Genomic DNA, 20,486 nt, shown 5'->3' on the forward strand with positions numbered 1-20,486 from the left:
TCCCCGTTGTGTCTGAGGCGGGAAAGCCTTTGGCCTTCCGAAGTTTTTTATTATTTCCGCCCCATCTCGACCACGTCCATACCCGTCGTCCGGATAGCGCAGGCGCTTGTGCGCCCGAAAACCCGGCGAGGTCTATTAGCCGAAAGGGTGGCGGCATGCAAAGCCCCTCCCCGGGATGGGGAGGGGCCTGTTGGTAAGAAGTCGCTTATTGTGCGGGCTTGTAGATCTGGTCGAACACGCCGCCGTCACCGAAATGCTCGGGCTGGGCCTTTTTCCAGCCGCCGAACAGCGGGTCGTCGATGGTGACGAGATTCAATTCCGGCAGCGGCTTGTAGTCTTTTGCCAGCTTCGGCTCGACGGGACGGTAATGGTTCTTGGCGGCGAGCGTCTGGCCTTCCTCGGAGTAGAGGTAGTTCAGATAGGCTTCCGCCACCTTGCGGGTGCCCTTGGCATCGGCATTGCCATCGACTACTGCGATCGAGGGCTGGGCGAGGATCGAGAGGCTCGGCGTCACGATCTCGAAGCCGGCATCGGCAAATTCGCCCTGCGCGAGATAGGCTTCGTTTTCCCAGGCGAGCAGCACGTCGCCGATTTCGCGCTGTGCGAACGAGGTCAGCGAACCGCGGGCACCGGAATCGAGCACCGGAGCGCGCTTGAAGAGGTCGGCGATGTAAGCCTTGACCTTGCCCTGGTCGCCGCCGAATTCCTTGTTGGCCCAAGCCCAGGCAGCGAGATAGTTCCAACGCGCACCACCGGAGGTCTTCGGGTTCGGGGTGACGATCTGGACGTCACCCTTCACGAGATCGCCCCAGTCCTTGATGCCCTTCGGATTGCCCTTGCGGACGAGGAAGACGATCGTCGAGGTGTAGGGAGCGGAATCATGCGGCAGGCGCTTCTTCCAGTCGGCCGGGATCTTGCCGGTCTTCTTGGCAACGGCATCGACGTCGCCTTCGAGCGCCAGCGTCACCACGTCGGCGTCGAGCCCGTCGATCACTGCGCGGGCCTGCTTGCCCGAACCGCCATGCGACTGTTCGATAGTCACCGTTTCGCCGGTGTCCTTGAGCCACTTGGCGGCGAACGCCACGTTGAATTCCTTGTAGAGCTCGCGGGTCGGATCGTAGGAAACGTTGAGCAGGGTCACGTCGGCGAATGCTGGAATGACGGTGGAAAACGCCAGCGCCGCGCCGAGAGCGGCACCGCCAAGTCGTTTCAGAACGCTTGTCTTAGGCTTGTTGAACATCGAATTACCCTCCAGTAATTTGTTAATTCCTAAACTCTATCTGGTAGGTAGAGTATGTCAATTACGTAGATGGAGAAAGCAAAATTCGCGTCGACACCCTAGCCGAATTTGGAACGCAGGGCGACATTTTACGCCGCAGACGAAATGGGGAACGTGGGAAAACGTTTCAACCGGGTATGAAATTTCACCAGTCAAAGCCGCTTCATACGAATGATTTTACGTTTTTGCGGGGAAAATGGATGGTTTGCGAGCCAACTGGCGAAGCGGGAATCAGCCCGCCAGCATCACTGCGGCGCGGCCGTCTTCGTAGAGCGTGTCGGCGATCGTCGACTTGAACAGCACCTCGCGCGTGGCATCCGCCACCCGGGCAAAGACGTGCCGGATCTCGCATTCGGCCTCGGAGAGACAGTCGTCGCATTTGCGGTAGGCGGTCTGCGACAGGCAGGGCAGCGGCGCGATCGGGCCGTCGATCATGCGCAGGACCTCGCCGAAGGTGATCTCGTGCGGCGGCCTGAGCAACAAGTATCCGCCCTCCTTGCCGCGCTTGGACATGACCAGCCCGCGATGCTTGAGATCGAGCAATATCTGCTCGAGGAATTTCTTCGGGATCTTCTGCTGTTCCGCGATCTCGGCAATCAGCATCGGCCGCTTGGCCTCGGCCCGTGCAAGCGCCGCAAGCGCGCGCAACGCATATTTTGCCTTTTGAGAGATCATCTAACGCTCGAAACCATGATTCTTCGGGAAGTGTAACCCATATTTGCCATGCACAGTGAATAAAGGCTGTTTTGCGGCGGCTTATCCCGCTGGAAATGCTCATTTTCGGCTAGATGTAAGAGTGTTCTGCCGATGGGCCGCACCGGAGAGATATTTGCTCCACTGCCGCATGGACCTGAGAACGCAATTCCTGTCGCAAGACGCAGTACCCTGTGATAATCCGGCGAACTCGGAATCTCAGGACACTTTAATGAACATGATCAGTCTTTCCACGGAAGCCCAGTCGCTGAACGACCAGATGGCCGCACTCGATCTCGCTGGCCGGTTGTCGCTCGCAGCCAGCCTTGGTGGTCGTGTGGTCTTCACCACGAGCCTCGGCATCGAGGATCAGGTGATCACCCATGTCATCGGCGAGCATCGCTTCGATATCGACGTGGTGACGCTGGAGACTGGTCGCCTCTTTCCTCAGACAGTCAAGCTCATCGCCGACACGGAAGAGCGCTACGGCATCGATATCCGCCGCTTCTATCCCGAGAAGGCCGATATCGACGCCTATGCCGCCCAGTATGGCCTGAACGGTTTTTATGACAGCGTCGACGCCCGCCACGCCTGTTGCGGCGTCCGCAAGGTCAAGCCGCTTGCGCGGGCGTTATCGGGCGCGCAGATCTGGGTCACCGGTCTTCGCCGCGGCCAGTCCGGCAACCGGTCGGATACGCCCTTTGCCGAATATGATGCCGAACGCAACCTGATCAAGATCAATCCGCTTGCCGACTGGGATATCGACCGCATCAACAAGCTGGTCGCCGATCAGGCGGTTCCGATCAATCCGCTGCATGCCCGCGGCTATCCCTCGATCGGCTGTGAGCCGTGCACCCGCGCCATCAAGCCGGGCGAGCCCGAGCGCGCCGGCCGCTGGTGGTGGGAGAACGACGAGAAGCGCGAATGCGGCCTGCATGTGCCGGAAGCAGCGCTGCCGTCGCTCGAGTCGAGCGAACTTTAAGAACTGAGTATGTGGTTTCCCCCTCATCCGGCCTTCGGCCACCTTCTCCCCGCGGGGGAGAAGAGGATGCAAGTCTCGAAATCACTGGATCAACGAAACGCCGAGCTGGCCTTCTGAATGAAGCGGCTCAGCGGTCTCCCTCTTCTCCCCAGCGGGGAGAAGGTGGCGCGAATGCGCCGGATGAGGGGGTTCGAAGAAAGAGAAAGAACGAAAATGCACCAGTCCGAATTCGATCCCCATTCCAGGGATATCTCCACCAGCCGCCCGCCGCTCGATCCGCATTTGAAGGCGCTGGAAAACGAAGCCATCCACATTTTCCGCGAAGTCGCCGGCGAATTCGAGCGTCCTGTCATGCTCTATTCGATCGGCAAGGACTCCTCTGTCCTCCTGCATCTCGCGCGCAAGGCCTTCTATCCCGGCCGCGTGCCGTTTCCGCTGCTGCATGTGAACACCGGCTGGAAGTTCAAGGAAATGATCGAGTTTCGCGACAAGATCGTCGCCGAATACGATCTCGACCTGATCGCCCACACCAATCCGCGCGGTGCGTTGGAAAACGTCACGCCGTTCACCCACGGCTCGGCGCTCTACACCGACATTATGAAGACCGAGGCGCTGAAGCAGGCGCTCGACGCCGGCAAGTATGACGCTGCCTTTGGTGGCGCCCGCCGCGACGAGGAAGCCAGCCGCGCCAAGGAGCGCATTTATTCCTTCCGTACACCCGATCATAAGTGGGACCCGCGCAACCAGCGCCCGGAACTCTGGAACGTCTATAACGGCCAGATCCGCCAGGGCGAAAGCGTCCGCGCCTTCCCTCTGTCGAACTGGACCGAGGTCGATATCTGGCGCTACATCCAGGCCGAGAACATTCCGATCGTGCCACTCTATTTCGCCGAGGAACGTCCGATCGTCGAGCGCGACGGCATGATGATCCTGGCCGAGGACGAGCGTCTCGAACTGCTGCCGGGAGAGACGAGGCGCATGGAAATGATCCGCTTCCGCACGCTGGGCTGCTTCCCGCTCACCGGTGCGATCCGCTCGACGGCGACCACGCTCGACGAGATCATCGACGAACTCGAAACCGCCACCGTCTCCGAACGCCAGGGCCGCGCGATCGATCGCGACCAGTCCGGATCGATGGAGAAAAAGAAGCGCGAAGGATACTTCTGATATGACCGTGACATCCAATCTCGCCGAGGCACCGGCTTCGGCACTCGAAGCCGCGCGCGCCACCCGTGATTCCCGCCCGCTCCGGCTCATCACCTGCGGCTCCGTCGATGACGGCAAGTCGACGCTGATCGGCCGGCTGCTCTGGGATACCAAGGCGGTCAAGGAAGACCAGGCCGCCACGCTGCGCCGCGATTCCGGCAAGCAGAACGATCTCGGCCTGCCCGATTTTGCACTGCTGCTCGATGGCCTGCAGGCCGAGCGCGAGCAGGGCATCACCATCGATGTCGCCTACCGCTATTTCGCCACGACCAAGCGCTCCTTCATCGTCGCCGACACGCCCGGACACGAGCAGTATACCCGCAACATGGCGACCGGCGCCTCGACCGCCGACCTCGCGATCCTTCTCGTCGATGCGCGCGCCGGCCTGCTCGAACAGACCCGCCGCCATGCCACGATCGCCTCGCTGATGGGCATCCGGCAGTTCGTGCTCGCGGTCAACAAGATCGACCTCGTCGATTACTCGGAAACCCGCTTCAACGAGATCGCCCATGAGTTCAAGGAGCTGGCAATCTCGCTCGGGGTGAGCAAGATCACCGCCATTCCGGTTTCGGCATTGAAGGGCGAGAACCTCGTCTATGAAGGCCGTGCCAACATGCCGTGGTATGACGGCCCGACCGTGGTCGAGACGCTGGAAAAGGCGACCGTCCGTTCGGCTCAGACGGTTGGCTTCCGCATGAGTGTACAGCGCGTCTCGCGCCCGGGTGAAAGCTTCCGCGGCTATCAGGGCACCGTCTCCGGCGGCGCCGTCAAGCCGGGCGATTCGGTCGTCATCCTGCCCTCGGGCATGGTGGCGAACGTCGCCAAGATCGTCACCTTCGACCTCGTCCGCAATGCGGCCGTCGCCGGCGATGCCGTCACGCTGGTGCTCGACCGCCAGGTCGATATCTCGCGCGGCGACATGATCGTCTCGATCGACAGCCAGCCGATGCAGGGCCTGGGCTTCGACGCCCATCTCGTGGCGCTGCAGCCCGAAGGCATCGAGCCCGGCAAGCGCTACTGGCTGAAATCCGGCTCACGCCGCCAGCGCGTGCTGGTCGAACCGAAGCTGCAGCTCGACCTCAAGGCCGGCAACTGGAACGACGCCGAACGCCTGCCGATGAACGCGATCGGCAAGGTGCATCTCGTGTTCGAGGAACAGGCCGTCTTCGATACCTATGAGCAGAACCGCTCCACCGGTGCCTTCATCCTGATCGATCCGGACACCAACAACACGGTGGCCGGTGGCATGATCACCGCACGCCGAAGCACGGTGAGTACCATCCATGGCGACGATGCCCGCGTGCTGTTGTCGCTGCCCGCCGATCTCGCCGACCAGATCATGGCGAGCCCGCTCTTCGCATCCCGCCGCGACGAAGTCGAAATCCGCCGATTGACTGCGGGCCGCGTGCGCAAGCTCATCGACGGGCTGGATGCCTGAACAGGAAAATGAATAGAGCTACATAGTCTACATTCAGGGCCTCTTCGGAGGCCCTTTATTTTATTGCCGTGGTATTTCACCGCCATAGTCGGGTCCCGCAGTCAGGTATATATTTTCCCCGTTGGTGATAAATATTTCCGCCACGTTCCATGGCGGGCATTTATTTTACCTGTTGCATTGATCGTTCATAAATTCCTAGAATTCGCCATCAATTTGGCCAGGGTATCGGGGAGCAATCATGACAACCATTCCGACAGACACACTGTTTTCCGAGCAATGGTACCTCTACAACGTTACTATCGGTGAATACGACATCAATGTTACTGCCGTGTGGGACGACTATACAGGCAAGGGCGTGAAGGTGATGGTGATCGATGATGGGTTCGACTACACCCATCCCGATCTCGCTGCCAACTACGACGACACTGCCGATTACGACTTGACGAACGAAGACGGGGATCCCACGCCGCGTGCCCCTCAATATCAAGATATGCACGGGACGCCGGTCATGGGCCTGATCGGCGCGGCGCGTAACGACGTGGGCATTGTCGGCGTGGCGTATGGGGCCACGCTGGTGGGCGCCCGTCTCAGCTACGAAAGCGGTCTCGGCGTTTTCCTCAACCAGTGGATCGCAGGCCTCGATGCTGCGCGCGAGGACGGCACCGACATCGTCAATATGAGCTTCGATTACAACAACGCGTCCGACGTCAATCTCCAGATCGGCGAAATGTATCTTGTAGATGCGTTGCAAAGAAGCGTCGATGAAGGACGGGACGGCCTCGGCACCATACTGGTGCGATCCGCGGGCAATCTCGATCCCTGGAATGATATGATCCCGGCATTTGGCGTCAACGGAAACCAGCTCAATGCCAACTCGCTGCAAGTGACCGTGGGCGCGATCATGGCGGACGGCTTCTCGTCGATCTATTCGAGTGAGGGCACGCATCTGCTCATTTCCGCCTTCGGCTCTTCAATACCCGGCGATCTGATATCCACCGACAGGCAGGGCAACGAGGGTTACACCACAGGCGACTATCTTCCCGATTTCAACGGCACGTCCGCCGCCGCCCCGATGGTCAGCGGCGTTGTCGCGCTGATGCTGGAAGCCAATCCGCATCTCGGCTGGCGTGATGTGCAGACGATTCTCGCCTATTCCGCACGGCATGTCGGTTCGGCAATCGACGGCACGACCACATCGGCGACCGAGTCCAATCCGTGGCTGTGGAACGGTGCGACCAATTGGAACGGTGGCGGTCTGCACTTCAACACCGCCTATGGATTTGGCCTTGTCGACGCACATGCGGCGGTGCGGCTTGCCGAAACCTGGGCGGGTGTTGCCACGTCGAGCAACGAACAGCATCTTTCGCTGGATTTGCTGGCGCAGAACACCAGCCTCGCTGACGCCACGGACGGCCGGGTATTCGCCGCCGAACTCACGCAATCGATCTCGGTCGAGCGGGTCGTGGTCACGTTCGACGCCATTTCGTTGGGAGACGCGACTGTGGAGATCACACTGACCTCGCCCGATGGCCAGGAAATCAGCCTGTCCCACCTTCCGCACGCGCGCGGTTATTACGGCCCGGTATCCTATCACAGCCAGGCTCTTCGCGGCGAACTCAGCGCCGGCGAATGGGAGGTGCGCATCGACAGCGACGACGCCACCGAGGAAGCGTTGCTGCGTGACATCAGGATCGACATCTACGGCGCCAAGGTTACGCGCAACGATAGCTACGTCTACACCGACGAGTTTTCCGAATATGCCGGCGATGGACATGCGATAGATCTTGCGGACACGAACGGGGGCGTCGATCTGCTCAACGCCGTGGCCGTCACCTCGGCCATTGCGATCAACCTCGCAGCCAAGACGGGTACGATCGACGGCGTTGCGATGACGATTGCAGGCGTCGAGAACATCTTCGGCGGCGACGGCGAGGACACGCTGACCGGCAGCAAGGGTGACAATATCATTGCCGGCGGTCGCGGCGCCGACACGGTCTTGGGCGGGAAAGGCGACGATCGATTCCGCTTTTTTGGCGTCTTTGACAGTGCCAGCAGCGGTGCCGGCCAGGACGTCTTCGGCGATTTCGGCAAGGGCAATGACGTCTTCGATCTCAGAAGCATCGACGCGAATATCAACACCGCCAAGAACGACAAGTTCAGGTTCATCGGTGAGCATGATCTGACCGGCGTCGCGGGACAGTTGCATTTCCAGCGTTCTGGCGGCGTCACCTTCGCTGGCGGCGACGTGGATGGCGACGGCGATGTCGATATCCTCTTCAGCATCGACGGTAACCACAAGCTGGTAAAAGGCGACTTTGATCTTTAGAGCGTTTCATTGTTAAATGGAAGCAGTTCTGCCGGAGCAGGTTTTCGTCAGGACCAAGGCGGCGGGCGAGCGTCGTACCCATAGGTACGGCCGAGACCGACGCCGCAGGTCATGGCGGAAAGATGCCCGGCCCTACGGGTTGGCTGAAACGGGCCGCCTGATCGACCGGCCGGCTTGGTCGTAGATCGTGGCTACGACACGCGCCGGCCGGTCGACCATCCGACTCGTTTGAGCCAACAGAACTGATTCCATTTAACAATGAAGCGCTCTAGCGGAACTGGCCGCCTTAGCCGCCCTTCCTTTAGCGCTCCAGCATCGACTTGCCGAAATAGCTGGTGATCGGCCGCACCAGGTAGTCGAACGGTGTGCGCTCGGTTGTCTGGATGAAGGCATCGACCGGCATGCCGGGGATGATCTCCGCCGTGTTGCCGAGGAACTTCTCCTCGCCGGGATCGATTGTCAGCGACACGGTGTAATGGCTTTGGCCGGTACGCTCGTCGGTGATCACGTCGGCGGAGACGCGCCGCACAGTACCTCGCAGGTCGGGCGTGTGCCGGCGATCGAAGGCATTGAAGCGGATCACCGCTTTCTGGCCGACATGGATCTGGTCGATCTGCGAAGGCGGAACCTGCACCGATATCACGAGCTTCACGTCATTGGGAACGATTTCCAGGATCGGCTCTGCGGCGCGCACCACCTGACGAATCGCATGTATCGTCATGTTGAACACCCGGCCTGACATCGGCGCCTTCACCTCGATGCGCGCGAGCGTCTCGAGGGTCGAGTTCCGGCGTTCGCGCAGTTCGGCGATCCGGCCCTCGGCGTCGCCGAGTTCCTTGATCGCTTCCTCGCGCATCTGCGAACCGACATTGATGATGGCGAGTTCGACTTCGGCGATCCGTGCCTTGCTTTCGGCGATCGATGCGTCCGCTTCCTCGATATTGCCGACCGCCTGGGCCCGGTCGCGTTCCAGCGCGGTGACGCGGGCGCGCTGCGTCAGCCCGCGCCGGAGCAGCTCGCGCTGGCCCTTGAGATCACCGTCGATCAGCGCGATCTGGTTGTTGAGCCCTTCGATCCGGGAGTTGAGCCCGTCGATCTGCCGGTTGGTCTGCTGCTGCCGTTCCTTGAGCTGGTTCATCTGCTGGTCGCGCGTCAACCGGCGCGCCTTCAGCAGTTCCGACTGGCTGCGGACGATATCGGCTTCCGTGGCGCTCGTCTTGGCGCGCGCGACAAGCTCGGGATCGAATTTGGGCTCGGGCGAGTCGTCCTGCTCGGCGAGCAGCCGGCCGCGCGAGCCGAGAAGTGGGAAGAGCTGGCTCTCGATCACCTTGAGTTCGGCACGGTCGAAGGCGTCATCGAAGACGAGCAGCGTTTCGCCGCCCTTAACCTGCTGGCCTTCCTTGACGAGGATCTTGCCGACCACGCCGCCGGTCGCGTGCTGCACGATCTGGCGCTTGGTCTCGACCTCCACGACGCCGATGCCGACGACAGCGCCCGCGATATTGGTGAAGACCGACCACGCGCCGAAGCCGAAGACCAGCACGAACACGGTGAGAAAGCCGGAAATCACGTACCGGCGCATGCTCCAGGCATCTTTTGGCTTCGTCTCGGCAGTCAATTCTTCGTTCCGTCCTCGGGCTTGGAATCATCCTGCTTGCCGTCGCCGGCGGTGTTGCCGCCTTCGGCCGTATCCTTGCCGGTTTCATCCTCGGCGACCGGCGCGTCGCCGCCCGCATTCGGATCGCCCTGGGGGCTTTCCGGTGTCTTCTTTGGTCCGCCGATACCTGGAACCCGCCCCATGCCGCCGGTCAGAAGACCGGTGCCGAGCAGTCCTGGCAGCGCCGTCGGCGGTCCCGCGATGGCCTTGGTACCCCCGCCTGATCCGCCAGGATTGGGTGGCGGCGTCAGATGCGCACCGGCTGCGGGCGATTGCGGACCCTGTCCCGGCGTCACCTGCTGGAAGTTCTTCAAATGCTGCTTGAGCACCTCGTCGCGCGGACCGAACGCCACGCGGTTGCCGCCTTCGAGAATGAGGATCAGGTCGCATTCCTCGATCGCGGCGGGACGGTGCGCCATGATGACGACCGAACGGCCTTCCTTCTTGGCGTTGCGGATGGCGATGTTGAGCGCCATCGAGCCTTCCGCGTCGAGATTGGCGTTGGGCTCGTCGAGCACCAGCAACACCGGCTCGCCATAGAGAGCGCGGGCGAGGCCGATGCGCTGTTTCTGGCCGCCGGAGAGCCTTTGGCCCTGCGCGGGCAGGCGGGTGTCGTAACCGTTCGGGAGGCGCAGCACGAGGTCATGCGCGGCGGCCTTCTGCGCGGCCGAGACCACGCGCTCGGAATCCGGTTCGAGCGACAGGCGGGAGATGTTCTCGGCGATCGTACCCTCGAACAGCGCGACTTCCTGCGGCAGGTAGCCGACATAATTGGCCAGGTCGTCGACGCCATATTGCTCGATCGAGGCTCCATCCAGCCGCACGCGCCCCGCCTGGATCGGCCAGACGCCGGTCAGCACCTTGGCCAGCGTCGACTTGCCGGAACCGGATTGGCCGATGACACCCAGCGCCTGGCCGGGCTTGAGTTCGAAGGAGAGGTTTCTGAGCGTAGGCACACGTTCGCCGGGCGGCACGACCGAGATGTTCTGCACTTCGAGGATCGCGCGGGGCTTCGGCAGTGTCGTGCGGGCAGGTTCCGGCGGCACGCGCAGCAGCACCTCGGACAGGCTCTTCCAGCCCTGCATGGCACGCTGGATGATCGACCACTGGGCGATCATCGTCTCGATCGGCGACAGCGCGCGGCCGATGATGATCGAGCTCGCCAGCATGGCGCCGGAGGTGATGTGGCCCTGGATGGCAAGCCATGCGCCAAGGCCCAGAATGGCCGACTGGAGAAAGATGCGGAACGTGCGCGACGTCGTCGAATAGAAGCCGTTATTGTCGCTGTAATGAATGTTGCTGATCAGCGTGCTCTCGCGCAGCGCCTGCCAGCGTTCGGCGGTCGAGCCGCGCATGCCGAGCGCGCGTACCGTATCGGATTCGCGCTGCAGCGTGGCGGTCATTTCCTCGGACAGGCGCGCTGCGTTCAGCGCCTTTTCCTGGTCTTCCTTCGTGCCGTTCTGGTTGAGCCAGGTGAGCGCAATGAGAATGAGGCCGCCGATGACCGCCACGATCCCCATCAGCGGATGGAAGATAAAGATGATCACGACGAAGACCGGCGTCCAGGGAATGTCGAATACCGAGAAGACCGCTGGCGAGGACAGCGCGCGCTGAACAGAATCGAGGTCGCGCAGCGCCGTCGTTGTGTTGATCCCTTGCGCCGACAGCATGGTGCGGTCGATCACGATGCGGAACACGCGCATCTCCAGTTTCGCCTGGAACCGCGCCCCGATTCGCGCGGCAATGCGAGCCCGCATATGGTCGAGAACGCCCATGATGGCATAAAGCGCGACAAGCAGCACCGTGAGCACAACAAGCGTCGGCTCGGAGCGGCTGGAGAGAACCCGGTCGTAGACCTGGAGACTGTAGATCGAGCCCGTCAGCACCAACATATTGACGAAGAAAGAGAAAATACCAATGGCAAAGAACGCGGCGCGGCTCTCGTTGAGAGCCGAACGCAATTCCTCCACGCCGTTTTTCTTGGGGGCCGCCGCCAATTCAGCCTCTTCAAATCAAAATCTGTTCATAACCTCAGACGTTCCAGGCCGCAAAAGCGAGGCTGCTGGCGGCTGAAATTTTCGCCAAAACCGTGCAAGGTTTGCGGCATTAACGCTGATTGTTACGATTAATCAATAGCAAAACAGTCGCACTTGCACGCTAATCTTGGTTCACTCACCGCCATGTCGATGTTGCGAAACAAAACAACGTGATCAACCGGCTTGACTTGGCACGCGGCGCGGAACAAACATGGAACATGACCAAACGCACTGGCAGTGCCGATCTTCCGCTTCACGGTGGCCGTGTGCCGAAATGGCTGGGCGACCGCATGATGCGTCTCGGCGCGCTCATCACCGAAGCAATTGTCCAGCAATATGGCAGGGATGAATTCCTCGCGCGGCTTGCGCATCCCTTCTGGTTTCAGTCTTTCGGCGCGGTCATGGGCATGGACTGGCATTCGTCGGGGATCACGACATCGGTACTCGGCGCGCTGAAGCGCGGCCTGCCGCCGCTGTCGCGCGAACTGGGCCTCCATGTCTGCGGCGGGCGCGGCGCCCAATCGCGCAGGACGCCGCAGGAATTGCTCGATGTCGGCGACAGGACCGGCGTCGATGGTGCCGCACTGGCGCGGACGAGCCGGCTTGTCGCCAAGGTCGATAGCGCTGCACTGCAGGATGGTTTCGACCTCTACCTGCATGGCTTCATCGTCGCGGACGATGGCAAATGGGTGGTCGTCCAGCAGGGCATGAACGAGGAGACGAGGCTGGCGCGCCGCTATCACTGGCTGTCACAGGGACTGAAGAGTTTCGTCGATTCACCGCACGCGGCGATCGAGGGCCGGGCGACGGGCGAGATCGTCAACCTCGCGGATATCAGGGCAGGGGATTCGCGATCCGCCCAACTCGATCTCCTGGAAACCTTGGGTCCCGATCGCATCGTCCGGGAAGTCGCCGCGATCGAAGGTCGTTCCATGACCCCGCCGGCGCAGGCCATGCTGCCCCATCTCGTCATGCCTGCCCACCACGATGTCCGCCAGGAGGATGTCAACATGCGCCGCCTTCACGGCAATATCGCCGCCGCCGCCGAGCAGGGCCCGCGTGATTTCGAAGACCTGCTTCTGGTGCCTGGCGTCGGCGCACGCACCGTCAAGGCCCTCGCGATGGTCGCCGAAGTGGTGCACGGTGCGCCGTGCCGCTTCGCCGATCCGGCGCGGTTCTCGCTCGCCCATGGCGGCAAGGACCGGCATCCGTTTCCGGTGCCGCTCAAGGTCTATGACGAGACGATCAATGTGATGAAGTCGGCGGTCCGCAAGGGCCGTCTCGGCCTCGACGAGGAATTGCAGGCGCTCAAACGCCTCGACGACCAGTCCAGGCAATTGGAGCGCTACGTCACCGGCCCCGATCTCAAGGAGATCGTCGCAGGCGAATTCGAGCACTCGGCGGAGTTCGGGGGACGAAGCGTCTTCGGCTGGGAGCCTGATTGGAGCTCAGGCAGCGCGATCAGCCACGCGTATGAAAGCAGGGAGAAAGCATAGGACGGAGCGAGCCGCATTCTGGCTCGCTCCGTCAAAGCTTATTCGATGATCTTAACGATCGCGTGATTGTCCCTTTGGACAATGACGCGGCGGTCATTGATCACAGTATAGGCATAGGCGTCATTGTCGGGCACTTCTTCAAGCACGACGTCATCCGGCAGGGTGGTGCCGACGACAACCTTCTCCTTGACGACGTACTTGCGCTGAGGTGCCGGCCGTTCCTCGATATAGGTGACCACCTCGGCCGGGGGCGGGTCAAGCGAGGCACCGGCAATAAAGCCAAGTGCACCACCGATGACGGCGCCGACAGGACCGCCGACAACGGCACCGGCGACCGCGCCGCCAGCACCAGTGGTGATGGCCGCGTCGTCATCGGCGTAAGCAGGGATTGCAAGACCCGTAAGGGCCACACAGGTGGCTAGGATGATTGTCTTTCTCATCTCGAAGCTCCTTTTCGTTTCGGTTACTAAGACGACAGCCAAACCCCGCCCGGCAGGGATGGTTCCTACAAGGGGCGTTAAAATCGAAACAATCGGTGATCGGGTCTGCGAGATGGTCGGCCGCAAAGTGGGCCGAACAGATGCGGCGCTACTTCTCGGATAGCTTCAGCGCGTCCGTCGCGCGGCATCTTGACAGCTTGTAGATGTGGAATGCCTGGATGCGCTCGGAGACGTCGTCCGGCCGCTGCATCCGTTCGAGGTCTGTCTTTCATCGTCCCGGCGCTTGTGTCGTGCCTGCCGGCTGATTCATCCGGTTGGTTGCGAAATCCCACGGCACCCTTTGACAAAGATCACTTTACGTCGGATTGTTCGGAGGAACTACGAGCCTTGCAGGTCAACTAAACTGAAGCACGGTTTCCGCTCCGGGACCGGGTTTGTTTGACTCCATCTTTTCCAGCGGAGGCTCATCGGCTTTTTATATTTGTGGCACATTTCGTGCCTCATGGTTTTTCAGGGAGTCTGCAATGGTTGTTGTTCTGTCCTTTCTCATTGGCGTGGTGGCGGGTCTTCGCGCGATGACGGCGCCGGCCGCGGTCAGTTGGGCCGCCTATCTCGGCTGGATCGATCTCTCGCACAGCTGGCTTGCCTTCCTCGGCTATAGCTGGACGCCCTGGATTTTCACCGTGCTGGCGATCGCCGAACTGATCAACGACCAGCTTCCCAACACGCCGAGCCGTAAAGTGCCGCCGCAGTTCGCGGCCCGCGTCATCATGGGCGCGTTGTCGGGCGCAGCACTCGGCGCTTCGGCCGGCATGCTGGCGGTCGGGCTGATCGCCGGCGTGGTCGGCGCGGTTGCCGGCACCTATGGCGGTGCCGCAGTCCGTGGCCGGCTCGCCATTTCCTTCGGCAGGGATCTGCCCGCCGCCCTGATCGAGGATGCCGTCGCCGTGATTGGTGCCTTCCTCATCGTCTGGAGCCTGGCATGAAAAGCTTCGACGCGATCATTATCGGTGCCGGTCAGGCCGGTGCCCCACTCGCCGGCCGGCTTGCCTCCGAGGGCAAGACGGTCGCGCTCGTCGAGCGAAAATTCCTCGGCGGCACTTGCGTCAATGCCGGCTGCAAGCCGACCAAGACACTCGTTGCCTCGGCGCGTGCCGGCCACATCGCCTATCGCGCCGCCGATTTTGGCGTGATCATCGATAGCCCGCCGCGCATCGACATGGGGAAGGTGAAGGCGCGCGCGCAAAAAGTCATCCTGGATTCGCGCCAGGGTATCGAGGATTGGCTGGGCAGCATGCCGAGCCTCACGATCTATCGCACGGCGGCAAAGTTCAAATCAGCCAATGTCGTCGCGGTCAATGGCGAGGAGATCACGGCGCCGCAAATATTTATCAATGTCGGCGGGCGGCCTTCGCGGCCCGATCTGCCCGGCATCGGCGAGATCGATTACATGACCAGCACCGATATCCTCGAACTCGATTTCGTGCCCCGGCATCTCGTCATTGTCGGCGGCAGCTATATCGGGCTGGAATTCGCCCAGATGTATCGCCGCTTCGGTTCCGAAGTGACCGTCATCGAGCGCAAGCCGACGCTTCTGCCGCGCGAGGACGAGGTGATCTCCAGGGCGATCGCCAGGATCATGGAAGAGGAAGGCATCGCTCTCCGCACCAATGCAAGTTGCATCGCCTTCTCCAGGCATCCGGACGGGGTCGCCGTTAGTGTCGATTGTGAGGCCGGGGCGCCCGAGGTCGTCGGCAGCCACGTCCTGCTTGCCATGGGCCGCACGCCGAACACCGACGACCTCGGGCTCGATGCGGCGGGCGTCACGGTTGACGATCACGGCTTCATCCCGGTCGACGACCAGCTTCGAACCAATGTCAAAGGCATCTGGGCGCTGGGCGATTGCAACGGCCGCGGCGCCTTCACCCACACGTCGTACAACGATTTCGAAATCCTGGCCGCGAACCTGCTGGATGGCGACGACCGCAAGGTCTCAAGCCGCATTCCGGCCTATGCGCTGTATATGGATCCGCCTCTCGGCCGCGTCGGCATGACCGAGCGCGAGGCACGGAAATCCGGCCGCAAGATTCTCGTTTCCGACCGCCCGATGGACCGCGTCGGCCGCGCCGTCGAGCGTGACGAGACCAAGGGCCTGATGACTGTTGTCGCGGATGCCGAAACCCACGAGATCCTCGGCGCCGCCATCCTCGGCATCGAGGGCGACGAGGCGATCCACGGCATTCTCGACGTCATGAACGGCAAGAACGACTATCGCACGCTCAAATGGGCCGTGCCGATCCACCCGACGGTTTCGGAACTGATACCCACGCTGATTGGAGACCTGAAGCCTGCGTGAGATTAAGACTCACAGCGTGTAGCCGAATTTCCCGATTTCCCAGGCGTTCAGCGTCTCGATCTGCGCGTTCACGTCGGGATTTTTGGCGAAGATCTCCTGCGTGGTGATCGTTTTCTTGCGCGTCTCGCTCTTGGCGTTGATGCCCTTGAACGTCTCCCACAGGCCTGAAATGCCGGGGATTTCGGATTCGAGCTTGAGAATATCCTGCTCGAAATGCTCGTAGCGCAGATAGGTATCGACGATCTCGGCGCCGTCGATCCGGTAGTTCGGATAGTTGATCTCGATGAGATGCGGGTTCTTGGCAAAATAGGGCGTGAAGTTCTTGAGCTTCGGCTTCCTGTCGCGCTTGGTGTTCTTCCAGAAGAAGATCGAGACCGCGCGATCCCAGGGATTGCGCACCAGCGAAATCTTGCGGTAGTCGCGCCAGACATTGGCCGGCAGCCGGCGTTTGGCCATCTTGGCCGGAATGTGATTGTAGAATTTCAGCGGCAGTTCCCGCTTGAAGATCTCCGCCGGCTTGTCTTTCGAAAACAGGTCCACGAGCGCGAAATTGAAATTGCGTGGGCCGATGAAGCCGAGATTGGAGCGGATCTCTTCGTCATTCCTGGAAATCGGCGTGATGATGTCGCCCTCGGACAGGAACTTCGACAGCGCGATTTCAAAGGATGTGCCCGCGACTTTCCGGGGCTTGATGAAGATGAACTTATGCTGATGAGAAACGATCATGAGGCTTTCTTCGAAACGCGGATCCTGCCGGTCGAGCCGGGCCGGCGCTATTTGAGCCCAAAAGCTTCAGATTTCAAGTGGAAGGTGCATCGCTGAAGAGCGGCCCAATGTGAGCGGCAAATTCATGCTGTACTGAAAGAGCGATCGGGAGATTGGCTTGGTCGGAGTGAGATGATTCGAACATCCGACCCCCTCGTCCCGAACGAGGTGCGCTACCAGGCTGCGCTACACTCCGATGACCAAGCGGGGGTTCTATAGACCACGTCCCTGGTTTCCGCAAGCGTTTTTCGAGAGAAAATACGCTACTCGAGGACAGGCCGAATGTTCTGATTTTCCTTCACAAAAGATGCTTTGGAGCCCGGCTTTTCACCGGTTTCGGCAAAATTCGGCCGCCGCCGGTTTGTCAATATTCGGCGTCATTGATCTTTCCGAATGCCTCGATCGCCTCCGCGACGGAGGGATAAAAGGTGACCGTGCCTTCGCTGAGTATGCCGGCCCGCTGGCAATAGCGCTCGACCAGCCGCGTATTGCCGGTCGCCATGAAAAAGGTGATGCTGTCGCTATTGTCCTTGACGTATTCGGCCGTCCTTCGCCGGAAGCTGCTTTCGCCGGCTTCGAACGCATCGTCAATCAGGATGAATTCGAAATTCATCGCAAGCAGTGAGGTGAGTGCCAGCCGGTGGCGCTGCTCATTGGAATATTGCCGCACCGGCAGATCGACATAGCGGCCGAGTTCGGAAAACTCCTGCAGGAACTCGTAGGCCGCGGCGAAATTCCGGCCGTAGCAATCGGTGAGGAAGCGCAGGTTCTGTTTGCCCGTCATCTTGGCGCTGATGATGCCGCGATAGCTTGCCGGCCAGGAGATGTGTCCGCCGCGTGTGATGCTGCCCTCGGTCAGCAATTCGCTTCCCGCGACGAGATCGATCAGCGTCGTCTTGCCGCCGCCCTCGGGTACGAGGATCGCGGTGCTCTCGCCATTGACGATCGTGGCGCTGAAATTCCGGATCGGCCAGACGACCTCGCCCCTGTCCTTGCGGGATTTGTAGGCTTTCCCGACATTGTCGAAGTGGATCAAAGGAGGTCCTCGTCGTCGTCGTCGTCGCCGCGCGAGCGGATGATCTCCTTGCGGAACAGGCGTTCGACCGCGAGCGAGAGAATCATCACCGCGGTGGTGAAGCTGAGAAGGTAATAGGGACTGTAAAGCGAGATGTAGTCGAGATAGGAGGATGACCTCAGCGCCTCGATGCAGTGCAGGAACGGATTCCACCAGATGATGGCCTGGATCTCGGGCGGCATGGAGGAGGGCACATAGAGCACGCCGGATGCAAACAGCAGCGGCAGTGTCGCGATCTTCCAGATCGTCCGCCAGATCGGGATCAGCGCGCCGAACGTGGCATTGAACAAGCTCATGGCGAGGCAGAAATAGAACATCGTGGCAAGCGCCAGGATGAAGTCCTGGAATTTCGTGATCATCGTTATCTGCAACAGCCGCCCGCAGCCCACGAAAAATATGGTGAGCACGATCATCCAGATGGTGAATTCCACGACCGTTCGGGCAATCACCACATCGGGCGGCTTGACGGCGCCGAAGCCGAACAGGCTCTGGTTATTCTGAATGGCCTTGCCGGCCTTGTTGATCGTATTGCGGGTAATGCGGAAGGCGATCAGCCCGGTGAGCAGGAACAGCGTCGAACTCTCGCCGAAAGCAGCGGAAACGTTCTTCACATAGATGCGCATGACCAGGATGAGCCCGACCATCAGCGTCGGCTCGACCATCGTCCAGAAATAGGCGATTGGCCCGGCACCGAAGCGAAGCGCGGCTTCCCGGAAGATAAGCGCAACCACCACGCGGCCGTTCATAACGGCCCCGCGCCAAATGGTTTCGCCCTCGCTTATCGTGATCGCCTGGGACATCTCTCGGCTCTAACGATCAGATCGCATGGTCACGGAACGATCGGTAGAGGAACTGGCTCACCAGCCATACCGCGAGCAGCACCAGGAAAGCGATGAAACTGTCCAGCCAGCGCAAGGGGTAGAGCGCGATCTCTGGGCGCGTGGGCGAGACGAAGGTCGCGAAATAGCGCTCCTGCTTCTGTGCCTCGGCGATCGAGGTTTCGAATGCGGCGAGTGCCGTTGTATAGGCCTGCGTCGCAAATCCCTGTTCCACCGTGAGTTCCTCGAACTTGTTGAGTACTTCGGCGACATTCTGCTTGACTGGATCGCCCGGCTTGGCGGGGTCTCTGGTCGTCGACGTGGTGGCGTCGAGCTGGCTTTGCAGTTCCGCGAGCTGACCCTCGAGCGAATCGATCGTCCGCTTCATTGCGCGCGCCTGTGGGGCGCTCTTGTCTACCTCCTTGAGCAGCGCGTTGAACCGCGTCTTGTTCGATGTGAGCTGCGATTGAACTGCCATGATCTGCTGGTTCAGCTGCGCGCCCACTGACTCGGGCGTCAGCACCTTCTCGACTTCGCGCAGCTTTCGCACCTCGCCTTGCACCTTCCGCAGCCGCTCCTCGGAGCGATCCACCTGCTTGGAGGCAACCTGCATGACCTGCTGGCGATTGGCTTCGGAGAGTTCGTTGACCAGTCTCTCCGACACTTTGAGCACCGCATCGGCAATCGCCTTGGAATCCTCGGCGGTGAAGGCATAGATAAAGAGGGTGGTGTTGCCGGTCGTCGCGTTGAAGCTCACATCGGTCATGTCGCGCCAGTATTCGGTGAATTTCTCGAGCGGCATTGCCGGATCGACACGGTAGAGCCAGTCGATGTGGTCGCGCGTGTAGAATTGCCTCAGGTCGATGCCGAGTTCCTGCTGCACGTCGCGAATGAGCTGCAGCGATTCGACGTAGCTCGCGACGATATAGGAATCGCCCGACTGCGCCGAGCCGCCACCGAGCATCGGCAGGCCAAGCGTGGCGATCGAGGACTGGCTTGCTCCGCGAACCGAGAACTGGGTCTCGACTTGATACTGCGGGCTGGCGACGAAGAGATAGTAGAAGGTGGTCAGCGCGGCCGGGATCAACACCATGACGATGAAGGACAAAGCCGTCCACGGTATGGTCCATTGCCGCGGCGGCTTGGTCTTCGGTTGCTGATCACGCTTGCGGACAGGCTTTTCGAACTCGTTGTCCAGCGCGCGGCCGGTGGTGGTCGCCGGCAGCGCTACGGCTTTGCCCTTGGCCTCGCGGCGCAACATCCTGTTGGCGCGGCGGTCCTGCTTGTCCGCCTTGCCGGCGGGACGCTCCTTGTTGGCGGGGCGTTCCCTCTTGCCCGCCTTGTCCTCGGGCTTTGGCTGTCGCGCACGAATGGCGGGATCCTCGCCGATGTCGCGGAGTGCTGCTTCTTCCGCGCCTTCGAGCGGTGGCACGGCTATGGTGGCTTGGGCCTGCTGGGGGCGCGGCTCCTGAACTGTCACGCGCGGTTCATTCACCGCCGCGCGCTGCTCGGGCGCCGCCATGCGCGGTTCATATGCGGCGGCACGCTGATCGTTGAACGTGGCGCGGGGATCGAAACTGGAGCGCGGTTCCGGCACGACCGGGCGCGCTTCCGGAATGACGGGCCGTGGCTCGGAGACCACAGGACGCGGCTCGACGAGAACCGGCCGTGGTTCGTTGAAAACGGCGCGCGGCTGGGCTTGATCGACAATTCCGTCGCGCTGAACCGCCGCAGGCGTCTCCCCGCTGTTGAGCGGCGGATCGCGGCGTACGGGTTCATTGTTCGAGGCGTCGTCGCCCGGGCGTCGTATCGGAGAGAAAGGAGCGTCCAATGTGAAATTCCGTCAAAACGGCCAGCCGTCCGCGACCCGCCACGCTAAGATTGTTTTCTTGGGCCTGGCGCAAGAAATAAACGGCGTA

Annotated in this window: 16 protein-coding genes and 1 tRNA gene; 7 read left to right on the top strand and 10 right to left on the bottom strand. The window is 61.2% G+C overall.

Annotation, left to right across the window (positions count from 1 at the left end):
• Positions 1-205 precede the first annotated feature (205 nt).
• Together IHQ71_RS06425 and IHQ71_RS06430 are read right to left on the bottom strand one after the other, a co-directional pair.
• Positions 206-1,240 carry a sulfate ABC transporter substrate-binding protein gene (locus IHQ71_RS06425; protein ID WP_258161121.1) on the bottom strand — a complete coding sequence of 345 codons (1,035 nt, stop codon included), beginning with the start codon at positions 1,238-1,240 and terminating at the stop codon, positions 206-208.
• Positions 1,241-1,510: 270 nt separating this feature from the next.
• Complete coding sequence (locus IHQ71_RS06430) at positions 1,511-1,954, bottom strand: Rrf2 family transcriptional regulator (protein ID WP_258161122.1); 444 nt, start codon at positions 1,952-1,954, stop codon at positions 1,511-1,513.
• 250 nt (positions 1,955-2,204) lie between these two features.
• On the opposite strand from IHQ71_RS06430, the gene IHQ71_RS06435 reads away from it, so the two are divergent.
• From IHQ71_RS06435 to IHQ71_RS06450, 4 genes are all read left to right on the top strand, one after another.
• A complete protein-coding gene (locus IHQ71_RS06435) occupies positions 2,205-2,954 on the top strand; it encodes a phosphoadenylyl-sulfate reductase (protein ID WP_258161123.1) in 750 nt (249 codons plus the stop codon).
• Positions 2,955-3,167: 213 nt separating this feature from the next.
• Positions 3,168-4,121, top strand: a complete 954-nt coding sequence (gene cysD, locus IHQ71_RS06440; protein ID WP_258161124.1) for a sulfate adenylyltransferase subunit CysD — start codon at positions 3,168-3,170, stop codon at positions 4,119-4,121.
• A gap of 1 nt (position 4,122) precedes the next feature.
• Positions 4,123-5,598: a sulfate adenylyltransferase subunit CysN gene (gene cysN / locus IHQ71_RS06445; RefSeq protein WP_258161125.1), complete on the top strand. Its 1,476-nt coding sequence runs from the start codon at positions 4,123-4,125 to the stop codon at positions 5,596-5,598.
• A 238-nt stretch (positions 5,599-5,836) separates the two neighbouring features.
• Positions 5,837-7,924, top strand: a complete 2,088-nt coding sequence (locus IHQ71_RS06450) for a S8 family serine peptidase (protein ID WP_258161126.1) — start codon at positions 5,837-5,839, stop codon at positions 7,922-7,924.
• A 301-nt stretch (positions 7,925-8,225) separates the two neighbouring features.
• Here the strand turns inward: IHQ71_RS06450 and IHQ71_RS06455 are convergent, their stop codons facing one another.
• The gene (locus IHQ71_RS06455; protein ID WP_258161127.1) at positions 8,226-9,542 is read right to left on the bottom strand and encodes an HlyD family type I secretion periplasmic adaptor subunit; all 1,317 of its coding nucleotides are present in this window, start codon (positions 9,540-9,542) and stop codon (positions 8,226-8,228) included.
• Positions 9,539-11,578 (bottom strand): type I secretion system permease/ATPase, encoded by a 2,040-nt coding sequence (locus IHQ71_RS06460; protein ID WP_258161128.1) that lies wholly within the window; start codon positions 11,576-11,578, stop codon positions 9,539-9,541. The genes IHQ71_RS06455 and IHQ71_RS06460 overlap by 4 nt, the downstream gene beginning before the upstream one ends.
• 257 nt (positions 11,579-11,835) lie before the next feature.
• On the opposite strand from IHQ71_RS06460, the gene IHQ71_RS06465 reads away from it, so the two are divergent.
• On the top strand, positions 11,836-13,113 hold the full coding sequence (locus IHQ71_RS06465; RefSeq protein WP_258161129.1) for a DUF763 domain-containing protein: 1,278 nt from the start codon (positions 11,836-11,838) through the stop codon (positions 13,111-13,113).
• A 38-nt stretch (positions 13,114-13,151) separates the two neighbouring features.
• On the opposite strand, the gene IHQ71_RS06470 is transcribed toward IHQ71_RS06465, so the two are convergent.
• Positions 13,152-13,553 (bottom strand): DUF1236 domain-containing protein, encoded by a 402-nt coding sequence (locus IHQ71_RS06470; RefSeq protein WP_258161130.1) that lies wholly within the window; start codon positions 13,551-13,553, stop codon positions 13,152-13,154.
• Positions 13,554-14,077: 524 nt separating this feature from the next.
• On the opposite strand from IHQ71_RS06470, the gene IHQ71_RS06475 reads away from it, so the two are divergent.
• On the top strand, positions 14,078-14,539 hold the full coding sequence (locus tag IHQ71_RS06475) for a DUF4126 family protein (RefSeq protein WP_258161131.1): 462 nt from the start codon (positions 14,078-14,080) through the stop codon (positions 14,537-14,539).
• Positions 14,536-15,909 carry an FAD-containing oxidoreductase gene (locus IHQ71_RS06480; protein ID WP_258161132.1) on the top strand — a complete coding sequence of 458 codons (1,374 nt, stop codon included), beginning with the start codon at positions 14,536-14,538 and terminating at the stop codon, positions 15,907-15,909. Before IHQ71_RS06475 ends, IHQ71_RS06480 begins: the two co-directional genes overlap by 4 nt.
• A 9-nt stretch (positions 15,910-15,918) precedes the next feature.
• Here the strand turns inward: IHQ71_RS06480 and IHQ71_RS06485 are convergent, their stop codons facing one another.
• From IHQ71_RS06485 to IHQ71_RS06505, 5 genes are all read right to left on the bottom strand, one after another.
• Positions 15,919-16,635 carry a sulfotransferase family 2 domain-containing protein gene (locus IHQ71_RS06485; RefSeq protein ID WP_258161133.1) on the bottom strand — a complete coding sequence of 239 codons (717 nt, stop codon included), beginning with the start codon at positions 16,633-16,635 and terminating at the stop codon, positions 15,919-15,921.
• 158 nt (positions 16,636-16,793) lie between these two features.
• A tRNA-Pro gene (locus IHQ71_RS06490) sits at positions 16,794-16,870 on the bottom strand.
• Between the two features lie 168 nt (positions 16,871-17,038).
• The gene (locus tag IHQ71_RS06495) at positions 17,039-17,710 is read right to left on the bottom strand and encodes an ATP-binding cassette domain-containing protein (protein WP_258161134.1); all 672 of its coding nucleotides are present in this window, start codon (positions 17,708-17,710) and stop codon (positions 17,039-17,041) included.
• Positions 17,707-18,549, bottom strand: a complete 843-nt coding sequence (locus IHQ71_RS06500) for an ABC transporter permease (RefSeq protein ID WP_258161135.1) — start codon at positions 18,547-18,549, stop codon at positions 17,707-17,709. Before IHQ71_RS06500 ends, IHQ71_RS06495 begins: the two co-directional genes overlap by 4 nt.
• 16 nt (positions 18,550-18,565) lie before the next feature.
• Positions 18,566-20,398 (bottom strand): hypothetical protein, encoded by a 1,833-nt coding sequence (locus tag IHQ71_RS06505; RefSeq protein WP_258161136.1) that lies wholly within the window; start codon positions 20,396-20,398, stop codon positions 18,566-18,568.
• Positions 20,399-20,486 lie beyond the last annotated feature (88 nt).

Source organism: Rhizobium sp. TH2, assembly GCF_024707525.1.
Taxonomy (GTDB): Bacteria; Pseudomonadota; Alphaproteobacteria; order Rhizobiales; family Rhizobiaceae; genus Rhizobium_E.

Bases quoted from the DNA above. Each gene is read 5' to 3' on its own strand.
- IHQ71_RS06475 (WP_258161131.1), top strand. From the start codon at position 14,078: ATGGTTGTTGTTCTGTCCTTTCTCATTGGCGTGGTGGCGGGTCTTCGC.
- IHQ71_RS06485 (WP_258161133.1), bottom strand. From the start codon at position 16,635: ATGATCGTTTCTCATCAGCATAAGTTCATCTTCATCAAGCCCCGGAAA.
- cysD (WP_258161124.1), top strand. From the start codon at position 3,168: ATGCACCAGTCCGAATTCGATCCCCATTCCAGGGATATCTCCACCAGC.
- IHQ71_RS06500 (WP_258161135.1), bottom strand. From the start codon at position 18,549: ATGTCCCAGGCGATCACGATAAGCGAGGGCGAAACCATTTGGCGCGGG.
- IHQ71_RS06480 (WP_258161132.1), top strand. From the start codon at position 14,536: ATGAAAAGCTTCGACGCGATCATTATCGGTGCCGGTCAGGCCGGTGCC.
- IHQ71_RS06425 (WP_258161121.1), bottom strand. From the start codon at position 1,240: ATGTTCAACAAGCCTAAGACAAGCGTTCTGAAACGACTTGGCGGTGCC.
- IHQ71_RS06430 (WP_258161122.1), bottom strand. From the start codon at position 1,954: ATGATCTCTCAAAAGGCAAAATATGCGTTGCGCGCGCTTGCGGCGCTT.
- IHQ71_RS06450 (WP_258161126.1), top strand. From the start codon at position 5,837: ATGACAACCATTCCGACAGACACACTGTTTTCCGAGCAATGGTACCTC.
- IHQ71_RS06465 (WP_258161129.1), top strand. From the start codon at position 11,836: ATGACCAAACGCACTGGCAGTGCCGATCTTCCGCTTCACGGTGGCCGT.
- cysN (WP_258161125.1), top strand. From the start codon at position 4,123: ATGACCGTGACATCCAATCTCGCCGAGGCACCGGCTTCGGCACTCGAA.
- IHQ71_RS06435 (WP_258161123.1), top strand. From the start codon at position 2,205: ATGAACATGATCAGTCTTTCCACGGAAGCCCAGTCGCTGAACGACCAG.
- IHQ71_RS06470 (WP_258161130.1), bottom strand. From the start codon at position 13,553: ATGAGAAAGACAATCATCCTAGCCACCTGTGTGGCCCTTACGGGTCTT.